The 23,152-nt window shown below is 67.9% G+C and carries 22 protein-coding genes and 1 tRNA gene; 11 read left to right on the top strand and 12 right to left on the bottom strand.

What is annotated here, in order from left to right:
* Positions 1-2: 2 nt before the first annotated feature.
* Complete coding sequence (locus KAJ83_RS17215) at positions 3-644, bottom strand: helix-turn-helix domain-containing protein (RefSeq protein WP_210683350.1); 642 nt, start codon at positions 642-644, stop codon at positions 3-5.
* A 131-nt stretch (positions 645-775) separates the two neighbouring features.
* Here KAJ83_RS17215 and recQ point away from each other — a divergent pair, with 131 nt between their 5' ends.
* On the top strand, positions 776-2,620 hold the full coding sequence (recQ, locus tag KAJ83_RS17210) for a DNA helicase RecQ (RefSeq protein WP_210683349.1): 1,845 nt from the start codon (positions 776-778) through the stop codon (positions 2,618-2,620).
* 39 nt (positions 2,621-2,659) lie between these two features.
* Here recQ and KAJ83_RS17205 read toward each other — a convergent pair whose 3' ends face one another.
* The 5 genes from KAJ83_RS17205 to KAJ83_RS17185 all read right to left on the bottom strand — a co-directional run bounded on the left by KAJ83_RS17205 (position 2,660) and on the right by KAJ83_RS17185 (position 8,158).
* Positions 2,660-4,174 carry a PAS domain-containing sensor histidine kinase gene (locus KAJ83_RS17205; protein ID WP_210683348.1) on the bottom strand — a complete coding sequence of 505 codons (1,515 nt, stop codon included), beginning with the start codon at positions 4,172-4,174 and terminating at the stop codon, positions 2,660-2,662.
* Entirely contained in the window at positions 4,167-4,880 is a 714-nt protein-coding gene (locus KAJ83_RS17200; protein ID WP_210683347.1) for a response regulator, read from the bottom strand. Before KAJ83_RS17200 ends, KAJ83_RS17205 begins: the two co-directional genes overlap by 8 nt.
* Before the next feature lie 329 nt (positions 4,881-5,209).
* Positions 5,210-6,532 carry a TRAP transporter large permease gene (locus KAJ83_RS17195; RefSeq protein WP_343222050.1) on the bottom strand — a complete coding sequence of 441 codons (1,323 nt, stop codon included), beginning with the start codon at positions 6,530-6,532 and terminating at the stop codon, positions 5,210-5,212.
* Entirely contained in the window at positions 6,529-7,041 is a 513-nt protein-coding gene (locus tag KAJ83_RS17190; RefSeq protein ID WP_210683346.1) for a TRAP transporter small permease, read from the bottom strand. The genes KAJ83_RS17195 and KAJ83_RS17190 overlap by 4 nt, the downstream gene beginning before the upstream one ends.
* A 58-nt stretch (positions 7,042-7,099) precedes the next feature.
* Positions 7,100-8,158 (bottom strand): TRAP transporter substrate-binding protein, encoded by a 1,059-nt coding sequence (locus tag KAJ83_RS17185; protein ID WP_246484821.1) that lies wholly within the window; start codon positions 8,156-8,158, stop codon positions 7,100-7,102.
* Positions 8,159-8,354: 196 nt separating this feature from the next.
* Here KAJ83_RS17185 and KAJ83_RS17180 point away from each other — a divergent pair, with 196 nt between their 5' ends.
* The 7 genes from KAJ83_RS17180 (at position 8,355) to KAJ83_RS17150 (ending at position 14,812) form a co-directional block, all read left to right on the top strand.
* On the top strand, positions 8,355-9,014 hold the full coding sequence (locus KAJ83_RS17180; RefSeq protein WP_210683345.1) for a GntR family transcriptional regulator: 660 nt from the start codon (positions 8,355-8,357) through the stop codon (positions 9,012-9,014).
* 96 nt (positions 9,015-9,110) lie between these two features.
* Positions 9,111-9,914, top strand: a complete 804-nt coding sequence (locus KAJ83_RS17175) for a phytanoyl-CoA dioxygenase family protein (RefSeq protein WP_210683344.1) — start codon at positions 9,111-9,113, stop codon at positions 9,912-9,914.
* Between the two features lie 77 nt (positions 9,915-9,991).
* On the top strand, positions 9,992-11,332 hold the full coding sequence (locus KAJ83_RS17170; RefSeq protein ID WP_210683343.1) for an NAD(P)H-dependent oxidoreductase: 1,341 nt from the start codon (positions 9,992-9,994) through the stop codon (positions 11,330-11,332).
* A gap of 115 nt (positions 11,333-11,447) precedes the next feature.
* Positions 11,448-12,233, top strand: coding sequence for an SDR family oxidoreductase (locus KAJ83_RS17165; RefSeq protein ID WP_210683342.1), 786 nt, complete (start codon positions 11,448-11,450; stop codon positions 12,231-12,233).
* Between the two features lie 77 nt (positions 12,234-12,310).
* A complete protein-coding gene (locus KAJ83_RS17160) occupies positions 12,311-13,045 on the top strand; it encodes a M48 family metalloprotease (protein ID WP_210683341.1) in 735 nt (244 codons plus the stop codon).
* 104 nt (positions 13,046-13,149) lie between these two features.
* A tRNA-Arg gene (locus KAJ83_RS17155) sits at positions 13,150-13,226 on the top strand.
* Between the two features lie 593 nt (positions 13,227-13,819).
* Complete coding sequence (locus KAJ83_RS17150) at positions 13,820-14,812, top strand: LLM class flavin-dependent oxidoreductase (RefSeq protein WP_210683340.1); 993 nt, start codon at positions 13,820-13,822, stop codon at positions 14,810-14,812.
* A 24-nt stretch (positions 14,813-14,836) separates the two neighbouring features.
* On the opposite strand, the gene KAJ83_RS17145 is transcribed toward KAJ83_RS17150, so the two are convergent.
* Positions 14,837-15,961 (bottom strand): zinc ABC transporter substrate-binding protein, encoded by a 1,125-nt coding sequence (locus tag KAJ83_RS17145; RefSeq protein ID WP_246484810.1) that lies wholly within the window; start codon positions 15,959-15,961, stop codon positions 14,837-14,839.
* A gap of 136 nt (positions 15,962-16,097) precedes the next feature.
* Here KAJ83_RS17145 and znuC point away from each other — a divergent pair, with 136 nt between their 5' ends.
* From znuC to KAJ83_RS17130, 3 genes are read left to right on the top strand one after another with little or no spacing between them, the layout of a single operon-like run.
* Positions 16,098-16,952, top strand: a complete 855-nt coding sequence (znuC, locus tag KAJ83_RS17140) for a zinc ABC transporter ATP-binding protein ZnuC (RefSeq protein ID WP_281413174.1) — start codon at positions 16,098-16,100, stop codon at positions 16,950-16,952.
* Positions 16,945-17,748: a metal ABC transporter permease gene (locus tag KAJ83_RS17135; RefSeq protein ID WP_210683339.1), complete on the top strand. Its 804-nt coding sequence runs from the start codon at positions 16,945-16,947 to the stop codon at positions 17,746-17,748. Before znuC ends, KAJ83_RS17135 begins: the two co-directional genes overlap by 8 nt.
* A complete protein-coding gene (locus KAJ83_RS17130; RefSeq protein WP_210683338.1) occupies positions 17,745-18,167 on the top strand; it encodes a Fur family transcriptional regulator in 423 nt (140 codons plus the stop codon). Before KAJ83_RS17135 ends, KAJ83_RS17130 begins: the two co-directional genes overlap by 4 nt.
* A 30-nt stretch (positions 18,168-18,197) precedes the next feature.
* Here the strand turns inward: KAJ83_RS17130 and KAJ83_RS17125 are convergent, their stop codons facing one another.
* From KAJ83_RS17125 to KAJ83_RS17105, 5 genes are all read right to left on the bottom strand, one after another.
* On the bottom strand, positions 18,198-18,611 hold the full coding sequence (locus tag KAJ83_RS17125; RefSeq protein WP_210683337.1) for a hypothetical protein: 414 nt from the start codon (positions 18,609-18,611) through the stop codon (positions 18,198-18,200).
* A 603-nt stretch (positions 18,612-19,214) separates the two neighbouring features.
* On the bottom strand, positions 19,215-19,682 hold the full coding sequence (locus KAJ83_RS17120; protein ID WP_210683336.1) for a Dps family protein: 468 nt from the start codon (positions 19,680-19,682) through the stop codon (positions 19,215-19,217).
* Between the two features lie 116 nt (positions 19,683-19,798).
* On the bottom strand, positions 19,799-20,491 hold the full coding sequence (locus KAJ83_RS17115; protein ID WP_210683335.1) for an SAM hydrolase/SAM-dependent halogenase family protein: 693 nt from the start codon (positions 20,489-20,491) through the stop codon (positions 19,799-19,801).
* Between the two features lie 111 nt (positions 20,492-20,602).
* On the bottom strand, positions 20,603-20,836 hold the full coding sequence (locus tag KAJ83_RS17110; RefSeq protein ID WP_210683334.1) for a hypothetical protein: 234 nt from the start codon (positions 20,834-20,836) through the stop codon (positions 20,603-20,605).
* Between the two features lie 108 nt (positions 20,837-20,944).
* The gene (locus tag KAJ83_RS17105) at positions 20,945-22,777 is read right to left on the bottom strand and encodes a potassium/proton antiporter (protein WP_246484801.1); all 1,833 of its coding nucleotides are present in this window, start codon (positions 22,775-22,777) and stop codon (positions 20,945-20,947) included.
* Positions 22,778-23,152 lie beyond the last annotated feature (375 nt).

Genomic DNA, 23,152 nt, shown 5'->3' with positions numbered 1-23,152 from the left:
CGTCAGGCGATCGCGCCCTCGGCCTTATAGCCCATGATCGAGAGATAGACCGCCGGCAGCGCGATCAACTCACGCGGGCCGTGCGGCGCGCCCGCGTCGAAGAACAGCGAATCGCCCGGCTTCATATGAAAATCCCGGTCACCGTGGCGATAGACCAGTTCGCCGGAGAGGACATGGATGAATTCCACCCCCTCATGCCGGAACTGATCGTAGGTTTCGGACTCCGAACTCAACGTGATCAGATAGGGCTCCATCCCGACATCGCCGCCGACCCCTTCCCCGAGAAGCTGATAGAGATGGCCGGAACGCGTGCCGCGCCGATCCATCACCCGGCCCTCGCCGGCGGGAATGAAACTCACTGCGCGGGCCGACTCTATCGGCGTGAAGAAGCCCGAGATCGGCACCGACAGCGCGTTGGCCAGCGCGGCGAGGGTCGAGAGCGAGGGGCTCGACTGCCCGTTCTCGATCTTGGAGAGCATGCCCTGGCTCACCTCCGCCGCCGCGGCCAGTTCCGCCATGGTCATACCCTGACGCTTGCGATGGGCCCGGATTTCCTGGCCGACATATTCCTCAAGCGGCCGGGTGTCTTCCGCCGCCTCCCGGTCCGTGGGGGGCGTGCGGGGGATTCGTCGCAGTTCGCTCATGGCCTTCAGCATACCGAATGATACCGATGGGGCGAGGGCTGATTTCCCCAGGCGCCTTTCCCGGCCCGGACGAAGCGGCTAGGCTCGCGCTCCACACACCGCTTCCGCATGCAGTCCCGATCGACCGCCCCATGCCCGACGAAACCAGCGCCGAGACCACAGCCGATCTGCCCGAGGAGATCCGCGCCGCGCTGATGCGCGCGCTGCGCGAGGTGTTCGGCTATGACAGCCTGCGCCCCGGCCAGGAGGCGGCGCTGGCCCGTGTCATGCGGGACCAGAACCTGCTGGCCGTCATGCCGACCGGCGCCGGCAAGTCGATCTGCTATCAATTGCCGGCGGTCGTGCGCGGCGGGCTGACCGTCGTGGTCTCGCCCCTGATCGCCCTGATGCGCGATCAGGTGGCCGCCCTGCGCGCCGCCGGGGTGGAAGCCGGGAGCCTCAATTCCGCGAGCGACCCGGCCGAGCGCGAGCGCGTTCTGGCCGCGCTGGCGGAAGGGCGGCTGCGGCTGCTCTATCTCTCGCCCGAACGGCTGGGCGGCGCGGAGACCATGCGCCTTCTGGAGCGTAGCGACGTGCGCCTTCTGGCCATCGACGAGGCGCATTGCGTCTCGCAATGGGGGCATGATTTCCGCCCGGAATATACCCGCCTCGGCGCGGTGCGCGCGCGGCTCGGCGGGCCGCCGACGATCGCGCTGACGGCAACGGCGGACCGGGCGACGCGCGAGGATATCGCCGCCCAGCTTTTCGAAAGCCCGCCGGATATCCTGGTGATGGGCTTCGACCGGCCGAACCTGCGTCTCGCCATGCGGCCCAAGGCCAATCCGCGCCGCCAGATCGAGCAGTTCCTGGCGCTGCATCGCGGGGCGAGCGGTATCGTCTATTGCAACTCCCGCCGCCAGACGGAGGAACTGTCGGTCGACCTCGCGGGCAGGGGGGTGGACGCCCACGCCTATCACGCCGGCATGGAGAAGGAGGCGCGCGAGGCGGTGCAGGACCGTTTCCTCGCCAGCGACGGCGTGGTCATCTTCGCCACCGTCGCCTTCGGCATGGGGATCGACAAGCCCGATGTGCGCTTCGTCGCCCATGCCGGCCTGCCGAAAAGCGTCGAGGCCTATTACCAGGAGATCGGCCGCGCCGGGCGCGACGGGCTGCCGGCCGATACGCTGACACTCTACGGAATCGACGATATCCGGCTGCGCCGCCGCCAGATCGACGAGAGCGAGGCGCCGGAAGAACGCAAGCGCGTGGATCGCCAGCGCCTCAACGCGCTGGTCGCGCTGTGCGAGGCGCCACGCTGCCGTCGGCAGACGCTGTTGGCCTATTTCGGGGAGACGGATGCGGCCCCGTGCGGCAATTGCGATCTCTGCCTCGACGGGGTGGAGACCATGGACGGCACGATCGAGGCGCAGAAGGCGCTTTCGGCCATCCTGCGCACGGGCGAGCGCTTCGGCATGGAGCATCTGATCGACCTGCTGCGCGGCGAGGCGACGGAGAAGATCGAACGCTTCGGCCATGACAAGCTGCCCACCTTCGGCGTCGGCGCGGACCGGACCAAGGTGCAGTGGCGTGGCATCTTCCGCCAACTCTACGCGCTCGGCATCGCGGGTTTTGAACCGGCGGACCACGGCGCCTGGCGGGTCGGGCCGAACGGCCGCGCGGTGCTGAAGGACGGGGAGGCCGTGCGCCTGCGCCTGGAGCCCACGCGGCGGAGCGAACGCGCGCGCGGCGGTACCCGCGACCTGCCGGAAGGGGTGGATACGGACCTCCTGGCGCGCCTGAAGGAGAAACGGCTGGCCATCGCCCGGCACGAGGGCGTGCCCGCCTATGTCGTCTTTCCCGACCGCACCCTGATCGAGATCGCCGCCGACCGGCCGGCCGACCGCGCGGCCTTGGCCCGGGTTCATGGCGTGGGCAGCCGCAAGCTGGAACGCTATGGCGACGCCTTCCTCGGCGTGTTGCGGGAGGGGACAGGATAGACGGGAGGGGCATTGGCGCGCCGAACGGCTACCCGCCCCTCAAATATGCGCGCCGTCCACCGTGTCGGCCGCCGATTCGGTCGAGAGGTCGGGCAACGTGACGACGAAGCAGGCCCCCCCCTCCTCCGGCGCGCGCAAGGCGACACTGCCGCCGAGCAGGTCCGCGATCCCGGCCACGATGCTGAGGCCGAGCCCCAGGCCCTGGCCCAGCCCCCCGCCTTCCGGCATGTCCTTGGCCCGCGGCTTCTGGTGCAATTGCACGAACTCCGCGAAGATGCGCTCGCGCGAGTCGGCCGGCACGCCGATGCCGTCGTCACTGACCGAGAACCGCACCCCATCCGCCGTCCGCCAGGCCGCGAGCGTGATGCTGGAGGCATGGGCATGCTCGACCGCATTGGTCAGCAGATTGCGCAGCATGCGCCCGATCAATACCGGATCGGACCGCAGCGCGGCGTCCGCCGTGCCGATCCGAAGATCAATTCCGCGCTGTTTGGCGCGCAGCGCGATCTCGGTCGTCGCCTGGCGGAAAAGCCGGTCGAACGACACCGTCTCGGGTTTCGGCGTCAAGCGGCGGGCGCCCAAGGCACCCATCTCGAACAGGCTTTCCAGCATCCGGCGAAGCCCCTCCACCGATTGCCAAAGGGCGTTGGCGATCTCCGGCTTCTCGCGCTCCAGGATCGGTTTCGCGGCCTCCGCCAGCAGGCCGAGAGCGAAGACCGGCTGGCGCAGATCGTGACTGATCGCGCGGATGAAATCGATCTTGCCGGAATGGGCGCGTCGTTCATCGGTGATCGCGTCGCGCAGCCCCCGCAGACGCTCGCATTCCTCGCTGCGGTCGGTGCCCGTGCCGAAGAAATAGCGCGGCTGTCCGGTTTCCCAATCCTTGACCACATCGACCGTGAAGCTGGCCGGAAACACCCGGCCCGTGCGCGGATTGCGCACCGTCATCATCGCCGTGAAGGGACGGTTCGCCTTCGTCGATTCGGCCAGGACCCGGGCTCCCGGCTCATTCCAATCGACGACGTTCTCGGTCCAGGGCCGATCGCCCGGCCCGGTGCCGAACAGGGTCTCGAAGGCCTGGTTGGTATAGATCAGATGGTCGGCCGCCCGGTCGAAGATCGCGACCGCGGTCGCCGTGTTGTCGAGCGCCGCGACCATCAGGCGCTCCTGATCGCGGCTGCCGGTGAAGGCGGTGCGCCCCCGGAACGGCTTTCCGTCACCGGCCGAAACCTCGCCATCGACCTCGGCCACGCGCGCCGCCCCCTCCGCCGGCACCAGCACGCCGATCAGCCGCGCGCCCCCTTCTCCGCTTTCATCATCGCCGGTTGGATCGCGCCGCGCGCTCAAATGCCAACGGCTCTCGTCCCGCGTCTCGATCAGAAGCGAGCGAGTCGCCTCGTCCGGCGCCGCGCGGCAGGTCTGGAACAGCCGGTCGACCGGGCCGCGGCGCGACGGCGGAAGATCGGCGATAATCGCGCGGGCGCGCCCATCCGGTTCGCTCAGGACCCCGGTCGCATCGATGGTGAAAAGGATCGGAAGCGCCGGGTCAGACAATTCGGCTATTCTGCGCGATCAGCACGGCCTGGGTGCGATTGCGCGCCTCCAGCTTGCGGATCACGGCGCCGACATGCGCCTTGACGGTCGAAACGGAGAGATCGAGCGTATCCGCGATTTGCTTGTTCGAGGCGCCACGCGCCATCTCGCTCAAGACCTTGAGCTGCATGCGCGTAAGCTTGGCCCGATCGACGGCATGCGGGTCCGGCGTGGGAAAACCGCCGGACGGGTCCAGGGCCGGCGAGTGACTCGGCCGGGTCTCCTGACCCGTGCGAAGCGCCTGCTCCGGGATATAGACCCCGCCGTCAAGCACGATGCGCAACGCATGGGCCGTGACCGCCGGGCTGGCCGATTTCGGGAGATACCCGCTGGCCCCCGCATCCAGGGCACGCCGAACCGCATCCGAATCCTCGATCATCGACAGAACCAGGACCCGGGCGCCATCGGCCGCCTTGCCGATGGCCTCCAACGTCCCGGCATCGGAATCCGGCAAGAGCATGTCGAGGATCACGAGATCATAACGCGCCTCGGCGAGATGCTCGATCGCCTCGCCGACGGACGCGCATTCCCGGACCCAGGCCTTGTCGAGCGCCGCGTCGATCATCAACTTCAGACCGGAACGCACGGTCGCATGGTCGTCGACGATCAGAATCGCCGTCGCATCGCCCTTGGTCCCGGACGGGTCGGTGGAAACAATGGTATCCATGCCCATTCGCTCAACTATTGATCGCGTATTGATCGCGCGCCGACCGCCGCGAAGCCCGAGTCCCTCGCGGGATACGCAAACGGATCGGTTCAAGCCCATCCGCGTCGCATAGCACCCCGGTGACGAAAACGTCAGGAGCCCGAAAGTATTAGGCTGGCGGATAGCTCGTGAACTAATGCTACAAAGTCCCTAGCCGCGCCAGTGGATTCTTGTGTTCGGGAATGCGAATTTATCGCATTAACCTCGATAGTTGGTAGAGTTTCGGCAGCCAAAGTATTCAAGGTTGCACGAACAGGGTACTCCTACGTACCCCGACCGGATACGCGACCTCAGAACAGCAAGGCGACGAGCCCCAGCGTGAGACCGGGAAAGAGCACCAGGATCGCCACCCGGGCCAGATCGCTCAGGATGAAGGGAAGGACGCCCTTGAAGGTCTCGCCGATCGGCACGTCCTCGGTCATGGAATTGATGATGAAGAGATTCATGCCCACCGGCGGCGTGATCAGCCCGACCTCGACCACGATCAGCACCAGGACACCGAACCACAGCGCCGTCGCCTCCGGTCCCAAACCGAAATCGAGCGCCATGACCATCGGAAAGAAAATCGGGATGGTCAGCAGGATCATGGACAGCGAATCCATGATGCAGCCGAAGACCAGATAGCAGGCCAGGATCAGCGCCAGCACCGCCCAGGGGCCGAGGCCGCTGGCCGACACCGCCGCCACGGCCTGCTGCGGCAATTGCGAGAAGGCGAGAAAGCCGTTGAAGACCGCCGCGCCCAGGATGATGAAGAAGATCATGCCGCTCGCCACGGCGGTGGAAAGCAGCGACTCGATCAGCCCGCCCCGGTTCAATCCACCGCTCAACGCCGCCACCAAACCCGTCCCGGCCGCGCCCACGGCCGCGCCCTCGGTCGGCGTGAACCATCCGGCATAGATACCGCCGATCACCAGCAGGAAGATCGCGAGAACCGGCCATACGCGCGACAGCGCCCGCACCCGCGTGGCCCGGTCGCTGCGCGGCCGGGTGCCCGCGGCGTCGGGTTTGAGGCGCACGTAAACCGCGATCGCCAACAGATAGCCGAGCGCGGCAAGCGCGCCCGGCACGACGGCCGCGATGAAGAGCTTGGCGATATTCTGCTCCGTCAGGACGGCATAGATCACCAGGATGACGGAGGGGGGGATCAGGATGCCGAGGGTCCCGCCGGCGGCGAGCCCCCCCGTCGAGAGCGCGCCCGAATAGCCGGCGCGGCGCAGTTCGGGCAACGCGACCTGCCCCATGGTCGCGGCGGTGGCGAGCGAGGAGCCGCAGATCGCCCCGAACGCCCCGCAGGCCCCCACGGCCGCCATCGCCATCCCGCCCCGGCGATGGCCGAGCCAGGTTTCCGCCGCGTGGAACAACGCGCGGCTCATCCCGCCGCGCGTCGCGAACTGCCCCATCAGCAGGAACAGCGGCACGATCGAGAGCGAATAGGACGAGAAGGTGTCGTAGGGGAGACTTTTCAACTGCCCCATGATCGGGCGCGGACTGCCGGTCACCAGCCAGATGCCCGCGAAACCGACGACCAGCATGGCCAGTCCGATCGGAACCCGCAGCAGGATCAGCCCCATCAATACCGGAAAGGAAGCGAGCGCGATTTCCACCGACGTCACGGCGCGCCCTCCTCACGATGGCCGGCTTGCAGTTCACCCAAACTCCGCCCGCAACAATAAAGGCTGACGAGCGCGAACAGCACCGCCCCCACCACCGCCGCCGCATAGCCGATCCATAGTGGCAGGCCCAGGATGAAGGTCGTCTCGCCATAGCGCTGCTTGTCCAGCATGCCGAGGACGAGACGCCACGCCACCACGCCGGCCGCCCCCGTCATCAACAGATTGGCCGCTAGGTCGACAACCCGGTTGGCACGGAAGCCGGCGGCGTTCATCACGAGATCGACAGTGACATGGCCGCGCGTCAACTGGCACCAGGGCAGGAAGGCGAAGATGGCGAAGGCCGTCCCCATCTCCACCAGCTCATAGGCGCCCGGGATCGACTCCAGGCCGAGCGGGCTCATTGCGCGTCCCGCGACGCTCGCCACCGTCAGCAGCAGCATCGCGACCAGCACGAGCCCCCCCGCGAGCGCCAATCCCTTGGCGAGGGCATGGACCAGACGATGGATCATGGAGTCGACAAGGGGGGCGATTGGGGGGCCGATAGGGGGGCGGTCATCGCGCGCGCGATCATTCGGCGCTGTATTTCTCGATCAGCGCCCGCGCTTCCTCGACCAAGGCCGCGCCGTCATGGCCTTGCGCATCCATTTCCGCGATCCAATCGTCTATCGTCGCCTGCGCCGCCTGCTTCCATGGGCCGGGGTCGAGCATGCGGATATCATTGCCGCTGGAACGCGCGATGCCCAGGCCGGCCTTGTCGCCCTCGTCCATCGCGGCGCCGAACAGGGCCGCCGTCTCGATTCCGCTATGGGCGTCGATCACCTTTTTCAGATCGTCCGGCAGGGCGGCGTAGCTGTCCTTGTTCATGACCAGCGCGAATGTCGCGGTATAGAGACCGCGATCGCCCTCGAAACCGGTATGGCTGTCCACCAGTTCGGCGATCTTGAGGGGGACCGTCACCTCCCACGGGACGACCGCGCCATCGATCACGCCCTTGGAGAGGGCCTCCGGCACCGCCGGGACCGGCATACCGACCGCCGACGCGCCCATGTCGTCGAGCATCTTGGTGATCACCCGCGTCGGACCGCGCAGCGTGAGACCCGCCATGTCGTCGAGGCTCCTCACCCCCTCGCCACGGACATGCAGCAGACCGGGGCCATGGGTGTGCACCACCAGCGGGTGAACGTCCGACAATTCGTCGAGGCCGTTCTTCTGGACGAATTCGTGGAAGGCCTTGCTGGTCGCCTCGGCGGTCGAGACCATGAAGGGAAGCTCGAAGGCCTCCAGCTTTTGAAACCGGCCGGGCGTGTAGCCGAGAAGCGTCCAAACGATATCCACGACGCCGTCGCGGGCCTGATCATAGAGCGAGGGCGGGGCGCCACCGAGCTGCATCGAGGGGTAATGCTCGATCTCGATGCGTCCGCCGGAGTCCGCCTCCACCGCCTCGATCCAGGGCGTGATCGCCTCCGCGGGTATGGTGGAGCGCAACGGCAGGAATTGATGCAGGCGCAGCGTCACCTCCTGCGCCGCGGCGGGCGCGGACCCGCCGACGAGGCCGCCGACCAGCCCCGCCGCGAGACCGATGGCGAGGCCGGCGGCGCCGGCCGACATCTTCAGGGATTTCCGCATGATCCTGACAATCCTTCCTGCTTATTCCTTCCGGTTCGGGGCTACGCGCGTCCCTTCCCGGCCCTAACCGGACGGGGCCGCACGGCGCGGCGCGAGGGTCCGACGCGGGCACGGGGCATGCAAGGACATTGTGCGCCGATCGTTGTTCGTATACAGTATTCAAAATTTAGTACCCATTGATCGGGACGAGCCACCCATGCCCCTAGCCCCCGTGGAGACAGATCGCCAGACCTTGAGCGAGGTCGTGCATGCGCGCCTGCTCGACGCCATCTGCGCGGGCGAATTGGCGCCGGGCGAATCGCTGGTCCAGGAACGGCTGGCGGAAACCCTCGGCGTCTCGCGCCAGCCCGTGCTCCAGGCGCTCGCCATGCTGCGGCGCGACGGCTTCGTCGAGCCGGCCGGCCGGCGCGGCTATCGCGTCACCGTGCTGACGGACGAGACGGTGGGGCAGGTCTATGAGTTGCGGGGCGCGCTCGACCGGCTGGCGGCGGGCGCGGCCGCCCGTCGCGCCGGACCGGATGCCAAGGCGCGGTTGGAAGCCGTGATGGCGGAGGGGGAGGCGGCGCTCGCCGATGGCGACACCCGCCGCCTGATCGAGGCCGACGTCGCCTTTCACCAGGCGATCTACAAACTGGCCCGCAATCCGTTGGTCGAGGAGGCGGCCGCCCAGCCATGGCGCCATATCCGGCGGGTCATGGGGTTGGTGCTGCGCGAGACACGGAGCCGCCGCGCGGTCTGGGACGAACATCGCCGGATCGTAGACGCGATCCTGGCGGGCGACGTGACCGCCGCCGAGGAGGCGGCGAGCCGGCACGCGGCCCACGCGGCCGAGCGCATGCTGGCGCAACCGGCCTGAAGGGGCCGCGCGGGCCGGAACAAGGCCGAGGGATCAAGACCAAGGGCCCCTCCTCCGGGAGAGGGACCCACCAAAGGAGAGCGAGAGGAAACCCCCATGAAACTCAACGAAACCGATCTGAAGCGCTTCGATGACGACGGCTTCCTGTTCCTGCCGGGCCTGTTCAGCGAGGACGAGGCCCAGATGCTGATGGACGAGGCGCAGGCCATCTATAAGCAGGACCGCGAGGAAGTCTGGCGCGAGTCGAGCGGCGTCGCCCGCACCGCCTTCGCCGCCCACACCTATTCGGAGCCGTTCCGGCGCCTGGGCCGCCATCCCCGTCTGGTCGAGCCGGTCGAGCAGTTGCTCGGCGAAAAGCTCTACATGCATCAGTACAAGATCAACGCGAAGGCCGCCTTCGACGGCGAGGTCTGGCAGTGGCACCAGGATTACGGCACCTGGGCCCGCGACGACGGCATGCCGGAACCGCGCGCGATGAACATCGCCGTCTTCCTGGAGGATGTGACGCCCGCCAACGGCCCGCTGCTGTTCATTCCGAAGTCGCACAAGCAGGGCGTCCTGGAGGCCGGTCACGACCTGGAAACGACGAGTTATCCGCTCTGGACCCTCGACCGCGAGGCGGTGAGCCGGCTGGCGGCCGAGGGCGGCTGCGAGGCGCCGATCGGCCCGAAGGGCTCCGTCGTCATGTTCCACGGCAATCTGGTTCATGCCAGCCCGCCGAACATCAGCCCGCTGAACCGCACCATCGTCTATCTCAGCCTCTGCGCGGTTTCGAACCACATCACCAAGTTCACCCGCAAGGAGTGGATCGCCCATCGCGACTTCACTCCGATCGAATCCCTGGAGGATGATTGCCTGCGGGAACTGGTCGACAACCGCGCCGCCGTCGCGGCGGAGTGATTGGCCCGAGAATGACCGGCTTTAACGTCCGAATCGGATAAGATTCTCACGCATCGCGACCCGACGGGGAGTTTTTCATGAATCTCGATACCGCGCTGCGCGCGCGGGCGGCCGAGGGCCGTCCGGTGCGCGTGGGCCTGATCGGCGCCGGCAAGTTCGGCGCCATGTTCCTGAGCCAGGCCGGCCGCCATCCCGGCTTCCATGTAATGGGCATCGCCGACCTCTCGCGCGAGCGGGTGGCCGATACTTTGGAGCGCGTCGGCTGGGATGCCGACCAGGCCACCGCCAAGGACGCCGGCGACGCCCTGAAGACCGGCAAGACCTGGGTGACGGAGGATTCGGCCGCGCTCATCGCCGCCGAGGGGCTGGAGGTCGTGATCGACGCGACCGGCAGCCCCCCCGCCGGCATCCGCCATGCCCTGGCCGCGATCGAGGCGGGCCGTCATATCGTCATGGTCAATGTCGAGGCCGACGTGCTGGCCGGGCCGCTGCTCGCCCGCAAGGCGCGCGAGGCGGGCGTCGTCTATTCCATGGCCTATGGCGACCAGCCGGCCCTGATCTCGGAGATGGTGGATTGGGCGCGCGCCTGCGGCCTGGAGGTCGTGTGCGCGGGCAAGGGCACGAAGTACCTGCCGCATTTCCACAAGGTGACGCCCGACGATGTCTGGAGTCATTACGGCCTGACGCCGGAGCAGGCGAAGGCCGGCGGCATGAACCCGCAGATGTTCAACAGCTTCCTCGACGGCACCAAATCCGCGATCGAGATGGCGGCCGTCTCCAATGGCTGCGACCTGAGCCCGCCGGCGGACGGCCTGGCCTTCCCGCCCTGCGGCGTCGACGACCTGCCGCAGATCCTGAAGCCCTCGGCCGACGGCGGCGTCCTGGCCGACCGGGGCACGGTCGAGGTGGTCTCCAGCCTGGCGCGCGACGGCGGCGATATCTTCCGCGATCTGCGCTGGGGCGTCTATGCGGTGTTCGCTGCCGGCAGCCCCTATACCGCGCGCTGCTTCGCCGAATACGGCCTCAAGACCGACGACAGCGGCGAGTACGCGGCGATGTACAAGCCCTATCACCTGATCGGGCTGGAACTCGGCGTCTCGGTCGCCAGCGCCGCCCTGCGCGGGGAGCCGACCGGCACCTCCCGGTCCTGGCGCGGCGACGCGGTCGCGGTCGCCAAGCGGCCGCTCAAGGCGGGGGAGACGCTCGACGGCGAGGGCGGCTACACCGTCTGGGGCAAGCTGATGCGGGCGGAGGACAGCCGGCGCATCGGCGCCTTGCCGATCGGTCTGGCGCACAAGCTCAAGCTCGCGCGCGACGTGCCGGAGGACCAGCCGCTGACCTATGCCGACGTCGTGGTGGACGAGGCCGATCAGGCCTATCAGGTCCGCCGCGCGATGGAGCAGGCTTTCAGCGCCTGACAGACCCTCGGACAGCGGGCATGATCTCCCGATAACGGGGAGGGACGGGCGCGGCCGATATCCCGGCGGCGCCCGTCCTTTTTCATCCCCATGCATCGCGAGGGAGACAAGACCCATGACCAAGACCGACCCCGGCCCCACCCCGCCGCCAAATTCGCGTCCGGTAGCGCTGATCACCGGCGGTTCGCGCGGGATCGGCGCGGCGACGGCCCGCCGGCTCGCCGCCGAAGGCTTCGATATCGCGTTGTCCTATGCCAGCCGGGAGGATGCGGCCCGGGCCGTCCTCGCCGATGTCGAGGCGGCGGGCGCCCGGGGACTCGCGCATAAGGGCGATCTCGGCGATCCGGCGGCGGTGCTGGCCCTCTTCCACGCGGTGGACGGGGCGTTCGGACGCCTCGACGTGCTGGTCAACAATGCGGGCGTCACCGCCCCGCCGGGCCCGTTGATCGATGCGGAGATCGACGATCTCTCCCGCCTGTTCGACGTCAACATCCTGGGCGCCTTCGTCGCCGCGCGCGAGGCCGGCCGCCGCATGGCGCGCGGACGCGGCGGGGCGGGCGGCGTGATCGTCAATATCTCCTCCGTCGCGGCCCGCCTCGGCAGCCCGAACGAATTCATCCATTACGGCGCCAGCAAGGCCGCGCTCGACGTGCTGACGCGCGCGCTGGCGGTGGAACTGGGACCGGAAGGCGTGCGGGTCGCCGGCGTCGCGCCCGGCACGACCCTGACGGACATCCACGCCGAACGGGGGCAACACGACAAACCGGCGCAGGTCGCCGCCCGCACGCCGCTGCGCCGCAACGGCACGGCGGAGGACATGGCCAACGCCGTCGCCTGGCTCGTGTCGGACGAGGCGCCCTTCGTCTCCGGCACGACGATCACGGTAAGCGGAGGGTTGTAGCCCCCATGGCACGGGTGGAACGCCGAAGGCGCCGGACTCCGGGCCCTTGCCTTCTCTTCCTCCTGCTTATCCTTGCCGTGCTCGTCCCCGCCGGGGCGGCGGCGCTGTCACCCTTCGACCCGGACCGGCTGGCCGCGCGCGGGATCGTGGCGACGGCCCGTGCGGGCGGCGTCACCTTCCACGCCCTCGACAGCCAAGCCGAGAGTGACGGGACAAGGCGTAAGAAGGCGGCCGGGGCGGCGATCGCGCATATCCGCGCGGCGCTCGACCGGCTGCGCGCGGCCGATCCGGCGGCGGATCGGACGATCGCGCGGCTCTCCGGCGCGGGCGAGGTTCTGGTGGTCCATGATCCCGACTTCCCCTATCCGGCCCTCAGCCGGGTGACGCTCGCCGCCTTTCTGCCGGGCGGCGATGCGGGTATCGGCGCCCGGTTCCTCGTCGTGGTCGGGCGCCACGGCGCGGCGCGCGGCGAGGCCGAGCTGGCGAGCGTGCTGGCCCATGAACTCGCCGGCCACGGGCTGCAGGAGCTTGAAGGCGATATCGCCGGCGGTGCCCGGACGCTCGACCTGGAATGCGAGGCCTCGCTGGTGGAGGCGCGCGCCCGCGCGGCGCTCGGCCTCGATACGGCCTCGGGCCCGATCGCCCCCGACTCCGTCGCCTTCCGCAAGGCGGTCGAGGGGCGCTGGTGCCGCGATTTCCGCCAATGGCAGGCCCGCGCGGCCCCGGACTCCATGACGCTCTGGCAGACCCGCCTGCTCCCCGCCGCGCGCCTGCTGGACCAGTTCCGCGCCTATGAAAAGACCGGGCGCTAAGGCTGTCCGGCAAACTTCATTCTGGCCAAGCCGGGCCGGCTTCGTTATAGAGCGCACTGAACGATAATGGCGCGACCCGGTCACCGGGCCGCCGCCGCGATCAAGCGCCCGTAGCTCAGCTGGATAGAGCGCCGCCCTCCGAAGGCGGAGGTCACAGGTTCGAATCCTGTCGGGCGCGCCATTCTCCCTTCACTCGAACACCGCTCCCGGTTCTTTAAAGAGTTCGGACTTCGTCCTTTGGGGCGCGCCATTTCTCCTGACGTCGAACTGGTACTCCAGTTTTGGGTCAACATCCCTTCGGGATGGCGCGCCATTCCCTCCCCCGTCGACGATCCTTCCCGATCTTTCCATAGCCCTTCGACGACCGTGCCGGTGGCTCGATCGCCCACTTTCTTAGGGTCTGCACTGGCGCCTCCTACGAGGCCGCCTGAATCGCCGGTTGGATGGTCTGGTTCAGGCGGGTTCTCGGTCCCGCCGCCGGGGCGGGGGAAGCCGGAAGGCAGCCGAATCAGCTCCCCGCCCACGCCCGGGTTCGGCGCGCGGCCCAAAATGCGTCCCCGCCGCGCGGCCAAGACCGCCGAGTGGCACGTCAATCGATAATCAGTGCTGGCGATGCGCGCCGCGCGTTCCCAACTTCACCTTGTTCCCTCTTTTCCCGGCGAGGCGTCATGACGGCGTGGCCGCCGGGGCGGGCGTGGGCCATCCGGCCGGTTCGTCCAACGCCCGAATAGAGACACCCGAACAGACGCGCGACCGCGAATAGGAGTTTCCGCCATGGTTCCGCTTTCCATTCTCGAACTCGCCCGGGTCAAGCAGGGCTCGGACGCGCGCCGGGCGCTGGACGATGCCCGCGACCTGGCCCGGCATGCGGAGGATTGGGGATATCGCCGCCTATGGGTCGCGGAACACCACAACATGCAGGGCATCGCCAGCGCCGCGACCGCGGTGGTGATCGCCCATATCGCCGGGGGGACGTCCCGCATCCGGGTCGGCGCGGGCGGCATCATGCTGCCCAACCACGCGCCCTATATCGTCGCGGAGCAATTCGGCACCCTGGAGCAACTGTTCCCCGGGCGCATCGATCTCGGTCTCGGACGGGCGCCGGGTACCGATCAGCTCACGCTGCGCGCGCTGCGCCGGTCGCCGCAATCGGCGGAGAATTTTCCCCAGGACGTTCTGGAACTTCAGGCGTTTCTCGCGCCGCGCGCGGAGGATCAACGCATCGAGGCCGTGCCGGCGGCGGGAACCAACGTGCCGCTGTGGATTCTCGGCTCCAGCCATTTCGGGGCGACCTTGGCGGCCGAACTGGGCTTGCCCTACGCCTTCGCCTCGCATTTCGCGCCGGAGCATATGATATCCGCGCTGCGTATCTATCGCGAGCGCTTCAAACCCAGCGACCAGCTTTCCAGCCCCTATGCGATGGTCGGCGTCAACGTCATCGCCGCCGAAACGGACGAGGAGGCGCGCAGGCTGGCCACCACGCAACAGATATCCTTCACCGAGCTTATCCGCGGCACGCGCACCCTGTCGCGCCCGCCCGTCGACGACATCGAAAGCGTCTGGTCACCGGCGGAGAAGGCGCATGTACGGCAAATGCTGGCCTGTTCGGTCGTCGGATCGCCCGAAACCGTCGGGCAGGGCCTCCAGGCCCTGGTCGAGGAGACCGGCGCCGACGAGTTGATGGTCGTGTCGGATGTCTTCGAGCACCCGAAGCGCCTGCGCTCCTTCGAACTGATCGCCTCGGCGGCCGGTCTTGCCCGGGTATGAGGGGACAAGGCCGGCCGCCGCCGGTCAGCCCCCGGACAGGCAGGTCCGGAAGGAATCGCCCATCGCGCGGAGCAGCCGTTGATAGAAATCGGGCCCCTCCGCCAGCGTGGAGCCGAGCGGGTCCAGAACACCCTTCCGCGCGCCGGTTCCCTCGATGACCGTATCGACGATGGCGGGGTCGAACTGCGGCTCCATGAAGACGCAGGCCGCGCCGCTTTCCCGCACGGATCGGCGTAGCGCGACGATCCGCTCGGCGCCCGGCGGAATTTCAGGGTCGATGGCGATGGCGCCCAGGGAATGCAGGCCGAAACGCCGTTCGAAATAGCGATAGGCGTCGTGGAAGACGACATAGCCGCGTTCGGCGAATGGGCCGATTTCACGGGTAAGCTCCGTCTCCAAGGCCGAGACCCGCGCCTTGGCCGCCCCGGCATTGCCGGCATAGACGGCCGCGTTGGCCGGATCGATCTCCGCCAGGCGGGCGGCGATCGCGTCCAGCATCAGCCGCGCGTTCTCCGGGTCGAGCCATATATGCGGATCGGTGCCGGCCCCGTGCGCGTGTCCCTCCTCATGGCCATGCTCATGGCCGTGGTCGTCCCCGTGATCATGGGTATCTCCGTGATCATGGTCATGGCCATGCTCGTCCCCGTGATCATGGTCATGATCATGCTCCGCCTCCCCGGCGCGCGCTTCGTCATGGTCGTGCGCATGCCCGTCCTCATGCGCTTCCCCGTGATGCGCGTCTTCATCATCATGCCCATGATCATGGCCGTGATGATGACCGGACGCGAAGGGCATGGTCGCGATTCCATCGGCTTCGATCAGGGTAAGGACCGGCACCCCCTCGGCCGTCGTCTCCAGGGCCCGGCCGAGGAATCCCGAGAGCGACGGCCCAATCCAGACCACCAAATCCGCGCCCGCCAAGGCACGCGCGTCGGACGGCGTCAGGGCATAGCCGTGCGGGGACCGTGTTCCCTCCACCAGAACCTCCGGCGTGCCGACATCCCCCATGACGGCGGCGACCAGCCCCTGCACGGGCTTGACCGAGGTGACGACGCGCGGCGCCTCCGCCCGGGCCGGGGTTACGGCCGTGCCCATCGCCATGGCCAGGGGCAGGCCGAGCGCCAGCAGGGCGCCCGCGACGCCCCGCATCCGATTTCCGCCAAGATCGAGGATGCTTGACCGGCGGGCGGGTCCATGCTGTATCCGGGAAGACATGTGATGTTACCTCATAACATTTCGGTTCGAGGCATATGCCACCCGAATTGATTTTCCGCAAGGGGTCCCGATGCATAAACATGCCGTCGATCACGCGATGGACCGCCCCCCGCCGACCCCGCCGGCCGCCGCCGGGCGGCGGAACGCCGCACCCCTGGTGGAGGCAACGGGGCTCGGCGTGCAACGTGGTGGGCGATGGCTGGTCCGGGGCGTCGATCTGAGCATACGGCCCGGCGAGATCGTGACGCTGATCGGACCCAACGGTTCGGGGAAAAGCACGACGGCGCGCGCCGCGCTCGGCCTGATCGCGCCGGACGAGGGGCGGGTGCGCCGCGCGGACGGACTGACCGTCGGCTATGTGCCGCAGAAGCTGGCGATCGACTGGACCCTGCCGCTGACGGTGGAACGGCTGATGCGCCTGACCGCGCGACCGAACGACGCGGCGCTCGACGCGGCGCTGGCGCGGGTGGGAATCGGCCATCTGCGCAAGGCGTCGGTCCAGCGCCTGTCGGGCGGTGAATTCCAGCGCGCCCTGCTGGCCCGCGCGCTGGTGCGCGACCCCGCGCTATTGGTGCTGGACGAGCCGGTGCAGGGCGTGGATTTCACCGGCCAAGTGGCGATCTACGATCTGATCCGCACGATCCGGGACGAGACGGGCTGCGGCATCCTGATGATCAGCCACGATCTGCATGTGGTGATGGCGGACACGGATTCGGTGATCTGCCTCAACGGGCATGTTTGTTGCTGCGGCGCGCCCCAGACAGTGCTGGAGAGCCCGGAATATCTCCGCCTCTTCGGCAAGCGCGCGGGCGAGACGCTTGCCATCTACCCCCATCATCACGACCATGACCACCATGCCGACGGCAGTATCGTGACGACGGCCGGTGATACCGATACGGCAGGCCGGGAGACGCCGAATGCTTGAACCCTTCTTCCTGCGCGCGCTCGCCGCCGGCATCGGCGTCGCCGTGATGGCCGGGCCGCTTGGTTGTTTCATCGTCTGGCGGCGCATGGCCTATTTCGGGGATACGATGGCGCATTCGGCGCTGCTGGGCATCGCCTTCGCATTTTTGTTCGAGATCGAGCCGATGCTTGGCGTCTTCGCCGTGGCGGCGCTGGTCGCGCTGGCGCTGCTGCTGTTGCAGCGGCGGCCGACGCTCTCCACCGACGCGCTGCTCGGCATCCTGGCCCATGCGACATTGGCGCTGGGCCTCGTGATGGTGGCGGCCATGCCCTGGGTCCGAATCGATCTGACGGCGCTTCTCTTCGGCGATATCCTGGCCGTCTCCCACGCGGATATCCTGGCGGTCTATCTTGGCGGGGCGGCCGTGCTGGCCGGCTTGGCCTGGCTCTGGCGCCCCTTGCTGGCGGCGACGGTCAACCCGGAACTTGCGGCCGCGGAGGGCTTGCGGCCGGAACGGTCCCGCGCGCTCTTCATGCTGTTGATGGCGGGCGTGATCGCGCTGGCGATGAAACTGGTCGGGGTGCTGCTGATCACCGCCTTGCTGATCATTCCGGCCGCGACGGCACGGCGTTTCGCCCCGACGCCGGAGGCGATGGCGGGGTTGGCCGCCGTCTTCGGGGCGCTCTCGGTGGCCCTGGGCCTTTTTGGCTCGCTGGAGGCCGACACCCCTTCCGGCCCGTCGATCGTGGTCGCCGCGACCGCGATTTTCCTGACGAGCCTTGCGATTCCGCGCGGGCGGGCGGAGACTGGCCGATGAGCGACAATCCCTCGAAGACCAGAACCGCCCGCACCCTTACCCGGAACGAGCGGCTCGTCCTCGACGCGCTGGAGGCGAGCGACGCGCCGCTCAGCGCCTATGCGATCCTGGACGCGCTACGCGGCGCGGGCCTGCGCGCGCCGATGCAGGTCTATCGCGCCCTCGACCGGCTGGTCGCGGACCGGCTGGTCCACCGGCTGGAGACGCTCAACGCCTATATCGCCTGCTGCCATGCCGGGCGCGACGCGCATCATGGGGCGGTGGTCTTCGCGATCTGCGGGCAATGCGGGGACGTGGCCGAATGGTCGGACCCGGAGGTCGATACGCGCTTTTGCGAACGGGCGCGGGAACGCGCCTTCACCCTCGACAGCGCGATCGTCGAGCTGCGTGGCTTGTGCGAGCGATGCGGCGCCGAGTGACCGGCCGGCATCGATCCGCGTGAGGTGGGGTCAGGTCCGGCACCTGAACAGATAGCGCCGGATGCCGGCCGACAAGGCGCGATAGCTCCGCTTCTGTCCCAGCGGTTCGACCGTATGGCCTTCCTCCAGCACGGTATATCCGGCCGGGCAGGTTCCCGCCATGACCTCCTCGGCCACCGATTCGGCGATCCGGAGGCGTTCCGCGTTCTCCATCCCGCAATCCGAGCACAGATGCCGCACGCGTATTTCGTGCCGCCCGTCCCGCGCCGGCAATCGATCCACCTTCACCTTCTCGCCCTCATGATCGAGATAGGTCGATTTGGCGCCCTGCCAGTGCAGGAGAATCTCGTGCAGTTCCGCCTGGCGCTCGTCATAGGACGCGCACCCGGAAGCGACGAGCGCGGTCGCCCCGATGGCGCCGAGGATCAAGAGCGTTCGACGCATTCCACCCTCCCGCTGTCCGGTCATTAGTTCTCGATTTCGACCTCGAGATCGTCCGCGCCGTCGATGCCACCGAAGGTGTAGCGTCCGTCGCCCAGGTCCGTGACGGTCCAGCACCCCCGCTTGCCTTTGCGTATCCTTTCCCATTGCGCGCAATAAGCATCGCCCTCGACGCCCCACTGGCCGTCATCGGCGAATGAATTGTTTCCAGCTTGAAATGCGCGGTTCCGTCGGCGTCATAGCGTATCTGATAGCCGGCCCCCTTATCCGTCGTTCCCTCGGCGACGGAGCCCGACAGCAGCGTTTCGATCTCACCGCCGCTCAGAGCCCCGCCCTGCGCCCAGGTAGGCACCGCGAGCAACGCGCCCCATGTCGCGACGACCACGGAGAATGAAAAAACATGTCGCATTTCCCCCTCCTCTTGGTGATTCCCATTTGGAACGGATACACATTATACATGAAATGAAATAAAATTTAACCTAATAGGTGTTATCCTAGGGATCGCCAACGCGCGCAGGGGCACGAAAAAGCCCCGCTCGCGGATCGAGCGGGGCTTTCCCGTTGGGGGATCGTTGGAGGATCGCCCGGCGGCCGCCGGCCGGACGGTTATTCAAGCATGCTGCGCAGCATCCAGGCGGTCTTCTCATGCACCTGCATGCGCTGGGTCAGCAGGTCGGCCGTCGGCTCGTCGCCCGCCTTCTCGGCGGTCGGGAAGACCTCCCGCGCGGTGCGCGCCACGGTCTCATGCCCCTCGACCATCTGGCGGATCATCTCCTTGGCCTCGGGCACGCCGGTTTCCTCCTTGATCGAGGTCAGTTCGGCGAAGGCCTTGTAGGAGCCCGGCGCGAACTCGCCCAACGCGCGGATACGCTCGGCGATCTCGTCGACCGCGGTGGCCAGTTCGGTATAGTGTTCCTCGAACATGGCGTGAAGCGAATTGAACATCGGCCCCGTCACGTTCCAATGGAAGTTGTGGGTCTTGATGTAGAGCGTGTAGCTGTCCGCCAGAACGCGCGCCAAGCCCTTCGCGACCTCGCTACGCTCATCCTGCTTCATGCCGATATCGATATCCATCGCTGCCTCCTTTGGCTGCTGTTTTGGCGTCCCTTCTCGATGATAGATGGTAAGGGGCGGAATGTGTTCAAGTGTTTTTTGGAATTGTTCTAAATTATAATCCGTCGCCGGGGCCGTCACATCGCGATCGGCGAACCGACCCGCAGGCCGAGGGTGTCGGCGGCGCTGCCCTGATTGACCGCGATCTCGGCAAGGCCGTTGGAATTCGCGTACCAGAAGACCTCGCCCACCCCCGCTTCCGAGAAGGTTCGGCATCGCGCGAAGGGCAGATTCGCCCTGTCTCCCCGCAGGCCCGTCATGCAGTTGCCGTAGCGGTCGATATAGATCACCTCCGCCAAATCCTCCGGCCAATCGGCGCCGACCGGCGTCTCCTCGACCGGGCGATGGGCCGGCATCTCGTCCACCGCCCAGCGGGCGGCGGCCGGCGCGAACAGATCACGGCCGTGGAAGCTCGCGCTCAACCGCTCCGGCCGCCATGTGAGTTCGTGCCACCGCGCCGCCGGATCGCGCCGCGCGGCGATCGCCAGCACCCCGTTGTCGGGGCCGACGAAACGCCGCCCGCCGGCTTCCAGCATCAAGGCACGGCGTGGCCCGCCGACGCCCGGGTCGACCACGACGCAGAAGGTGGCGCCCGCCGGCATCTCCGCCGCCAGGGCCGCCAGCAGATAGGCCGCCGGCCGGGGCGCGAAGGCCGGGGCATCATGCATCAGGTCGATCTGGGGCAACGCGGGAGCGCGCGCGCTCACGGCCGCGCGCATCTGCCCGACATAGGGGCCCGTCACCCCGAAATCCGTGACGTAACAAAGCATCGTCATCCCCTCCCTATAGCGTCCATATGGGGATGAGGGCCACCCGGCGTAAAGCGTCCGCGCGCGGCAACCGGCGAAACCGGCCGATATATCCCGCGGCGCTGGGGACGATCAGCCGACTTCGCGCAGCATGTCGCTCATGGTTCGCCGGTCTTCCTTGCTCTTATCCAGGCAAAGGATGCGCCGCGCATCGTCGTGATTGCGCGCCTGTTCCTCCGCGCATTGCCGGGGTGTTGCCTGATAGAAGCTGTAGCTAACCGGCGCGAACCGGCCGTCCACCGGCGAGGTGAAACCGATCAGCACCACCATGGTCAGCATTTGCGCCGTCTCGATCGCGCTTTCCATCGTTCCAGGTCTCCGTGCCGTGCATGATGTCGTTCATGACGTACCTGTTACGATTCTAGCGCACCCTGTGCGCAATGGAAGGAAAAAGACGCACCATGTGCGCCAACCCTACTCCTCCGGCGATTTGGTGCGCACCGTGCCGACGACCCGACGGCGAAGCGCCCCCCAAAGCAGGCGGGGATAGAGCCGCGCACGAATCATCGCGACCTGGCCCGGCGTCCGGTCCAGGGCGGGTTCCAGGCCGACCTGCGTCACCGCCCCGTCCGCCATGGCGGTGACCACCAGGTCGCAACGCGCGAAAACGATGCGCGCCCCCTCGCGCGGCTTCACACGCAGAAGGGCCGTCAACAGCTCGCCGATGGGAAGCGGTGCCAACGCCGGGGGCAGCCATTCGCCATATTGCTCCAGGATCGCGCCGGCCTGCGTCGCGGCGGGGAAACGAAACAGGGCGGTCGTGTCGCGCGGTTGGCTGGGCCGGGCCCCGAAAAGCCTGTCCATGGTCGGCAGCGCGTCGCTGACGGTCGTCACCAGCACATCGTCGCCTGGCCCGACACGGTCGACCCGCGCCGCCGGCAGCACCTGGCCGTCGCGCAGAATGGAGACGATCTGGCTATCCGCCGGCAGGGGCAGACGATCGACCGTCCGGCGGGTGGCGAGGCTCTGCGGTTGGACGCTATAGGCGACCAGGACCCGCCCGGTCTCCGACGGCATGTCGATCTCGACGCGCGGCGGTTGCTCCGGACGCGGCGCCAGCAGCACGTTGAGCCGCCGCCCGACCGGCCCCACGCTCCACCCCTGCAGCACGAGGGAGAGCAGCACCACGATATAGACGATTCCGAAATAGAGATCGCCGTCCTCCAGCCCCGCCAGCACGGGAATGGTGCCGAGGAAGATCGGCACCGCCCCGCGCAGCCCGACCCAGGAGAGAAACGCCCCCTCCCTCGGGGCGAGCTTCAGGAACGGCGCGCAGAGCAGCACCGCGACCGGGCGCGCCACCAGGATCAGCGTCAGCCCGATGGCGAGCGCGGGGACGATCAACGGCACCAGCGAACTCGGCGTCACCAGCAGACCCAGCATTAGGAACATCACGATCTGGCACAGCCAGGCCAGCCCGTCATGGAACCGCATGATGACATAGGTCGCCCGGTGCCGGTTGCTGCCGACGACGAGGCCCGCGAGATAGACGGCGAGAAAGCCGCTCGCGCCCACCTGCTGCATCGCCGCGAACAGCAGCACGGCGGCCGATGCCGCCATGATCGGATAAAGGCCGGAGGCGATCGCCATGCGGTTGATCGCCATCAGCATCACCGCGCCGCCGACCAACCCGCCCAGAAGCCCGCCGGCGATCTGAAAGACGAACCGTTCCGCCATCAACCACCCCGTCTCGCCCGCGTTCGCCGCGACGCCGGCCTGGATCAGGCTGACGCAGGTGGTGGTGAGCAGCACGGCGACCGGGTCGTTCAGGCCCGCTTCCGCCTCCAGGATACCGCGCAGACGCTCCCTTATGCGCACGCCCCGGCCGGACAGGATGAGGAACACCGCCGCCGCGTCAGTCGAGGAGACGATCGCGCCGATCAGCATCGCCTGGAGATACCCGACATCCAGCACCGCATAGGCGCCGAGCGCCGTCACCCCCGCCGTGACCAGAACCCCCAATGTCGCCAGCAGCGAGGCCGGCGCCGCCGCCCCGCGAAAGACCGGCCAGCGCGTGCGGAGGCCGCCGTCGAACAGGATGATCGCCAGCGCGATACTGCCGACCAGATAGGTGGTGTGATAATCGTCGAAGGAAATATTGCCGGGCCCGTCCTCCCCCACCAGCATCCCGATGATCAGGAAGACCAGAAGCATCGGTGCCCCGAAACGGGTCGAGGCCGCGCCGGCCAAGACGCTGATCAGGACGGTGAGGGCCCCGAAGAGGGCGATCGTATCGGCGGATTCCATGGGTCAGATATAGCATCCCGGAAGGGGGTCTTGGGGGAATTTCGGAAGGCGCGGCAGTCCTTTATGGCCAGCCCCTCATGATATGCCTTCATGATACGCCCTCATGGGCGCGCCCCTTCGGTCTCAGTCCTCGCTCTACGCGTGGGCCAATGATCCTGAACGGCGGCCGGCGCGGCGGGGTCAAGGATTTGGCGCGGTCTCTCCCCCAAGAAGTGGAATGATCATGCACACGTCCGTGACATCCGGGGCTTTGCCTCGGACGATCCGGGCGAAGCGCTGGACCGCTGGCCAAAGCCCCCCCCCCTTTATGGATGGCCCGCCCCTCCCGCCGACATCTGTTTAAGATGTCGGTATCCAAAGAAGGAAGGAGCGAGC

This window comes from Marivibrio halodurans, assembly GCF_017963645.1.
Classification (GTDB): Bacteria; Pseudomonadota; Alphaproteobacteria; order UBA8366; family Aestuariispiraceae; genus Marivibrio; species Marivibrio halodurans.
Note: the sequence above shows the minus strand (reverse complement) of the source record. Positions and strands in the feature narration are given on the sequence as shown.

Excerpts from the sequence above, each read along its gene's own strand:
- KAJ83_RS17190 (WP_210683346.1), bottom strand. The coding sequence starts at position 7,041 with ATGATCCATCGTCTGGTCCATGCCCTCGCCAAGGGATTGGCGCTCGCG.
- znuC (WP_281413174.1), top strand. The coding sequence starts at position 16,098 with ATGCATAAACATGCCGTCGATCACGCGATGGACCGCCCCCCGCCGACC.
- KAJ83_RS17115 (WP_210683335.1), bottom strand. The coding sequence starts at position 20,491 with ATGCTTTGTTACGTCACGGATTTCGGGGTGACGGGCCCCTATGTCGGG.
- KAJ83_RS17105 (WP_246484801.1), bottom strand. The coding sequence starts at position 22,777 with ATGGAATCCGCCGATACGATCGCCCTCTTCGGGGCCCTCACCGTCCTG.
- KAJ83_RS17110 (WP_210683334.1), bottom strand. The coding sequence starts at position 20,836 with ATGGAAAGCGCGATCGAGACGGCGCAAATGCTGACCATGGTGGTGCTG.
- KAJ83_RS17180 (WP_210683345.1), top strand. The coding sequence starts at position 8,355 with ATGCCCCTAGCCCCCGTGGAGACAGATCGCCAGACCTTGAGCGAGGTC.
- KAJ83_RS17215 (WP_210683350.1), bottom strand. The coding sequence starts at position 644 with ATGAGCGAACTGCGACGAATCCCCCGCACGCCCCCCACGGACCGGGAG.
- KAJ83_RS17175 (WP_210683344.1), top strand. The coding sequence starts at position 9,111 with ATGAAACTCAACGAAACCGATCTGAAGCGCTTCGATGACGACGGCTTC.
- KAJ83_RS17120 (WP_210683336.1), bottom strand. The coding sequence starts at position 19,682 with ATGGATATCGATATCGGCATGAAGCAGGATGAGCGTAGCGAGGTCGCG.
- KAJ83_RS17135 (WP_210683339.1), top strand. The coding sequence starts at position 16,945 with ATGCTTGAACCCTTCTTCCTGCGCGCGCTCGCCGCCGGCATCGGCGTC.
- KAJ83_RS17145 (WP_246484810.1), bottom strand. The coding sequence starts at position 15,961 with ATGCGGGGCGTCGCGGGCGCCCTGCTGGCGCTCGGCCTGCCCCTGGCC.
- recQ (WP_210683349.1), top strand. The coding sequence starts at position 776 with ATGCCCGACGAAACCAGCGCCGAGACCACAGCCGATCTGCCCGAGGAG.
- KAJ83_RS17200 (WP_210683347.1), bottom strand. The coding sequence starts at position 4,880 with ATGGATACCATTGTTTCCACCGACCCGTCCGGGACCAAGGGCGATGCG.
- KAJ83_RS17125 (WP_210683337.1), bottom strand. The coding sequence starts at position 18,611 with ATGCGTCGAACGCTCTTGATCCTCGGCGCCATCGGGGCGACCGCGCTC.
- KAJ83_RS17130 (WP_210683338.1), top strand. The coding sequence starts at position 17,745 with ATGAGCGACAATCCCTCGAAGACCAGAACCGCCCGCACCCTTACCCGG.
- KAJ83_RS17150 (WP_210683340.1), top strand. The coding sequence starts at position 13,820 with ATGGTTCCGCTTTCCATTCTCGAACTCGCCCGGGTCAAGCAGGGCTCG.
- KAJ83_RS17165 (WP_210683342.1), top strand. The coding sequence starts at position 11,448 with ATGACCAAGACCGACCCCGGCCCCACCCCGCCGCCAAATTCGCGTCCG.
- KAJ83_RS17185 (WP_246484821.1), bottom strand. The coding sequence starts at position 8,158 with ATGCGGAAATCCCTGAAGATGTCGGCCGGCGCCGCCGGCCTCGCCATC.
- KAJ83_RS17170 (WP_210683343.1), top strand. The coding sequence starts at position 9,992 with ATGAATCTCGATACCGCGCTGCGCGCGCGGGCGGCCGAGGGCCGTCCG.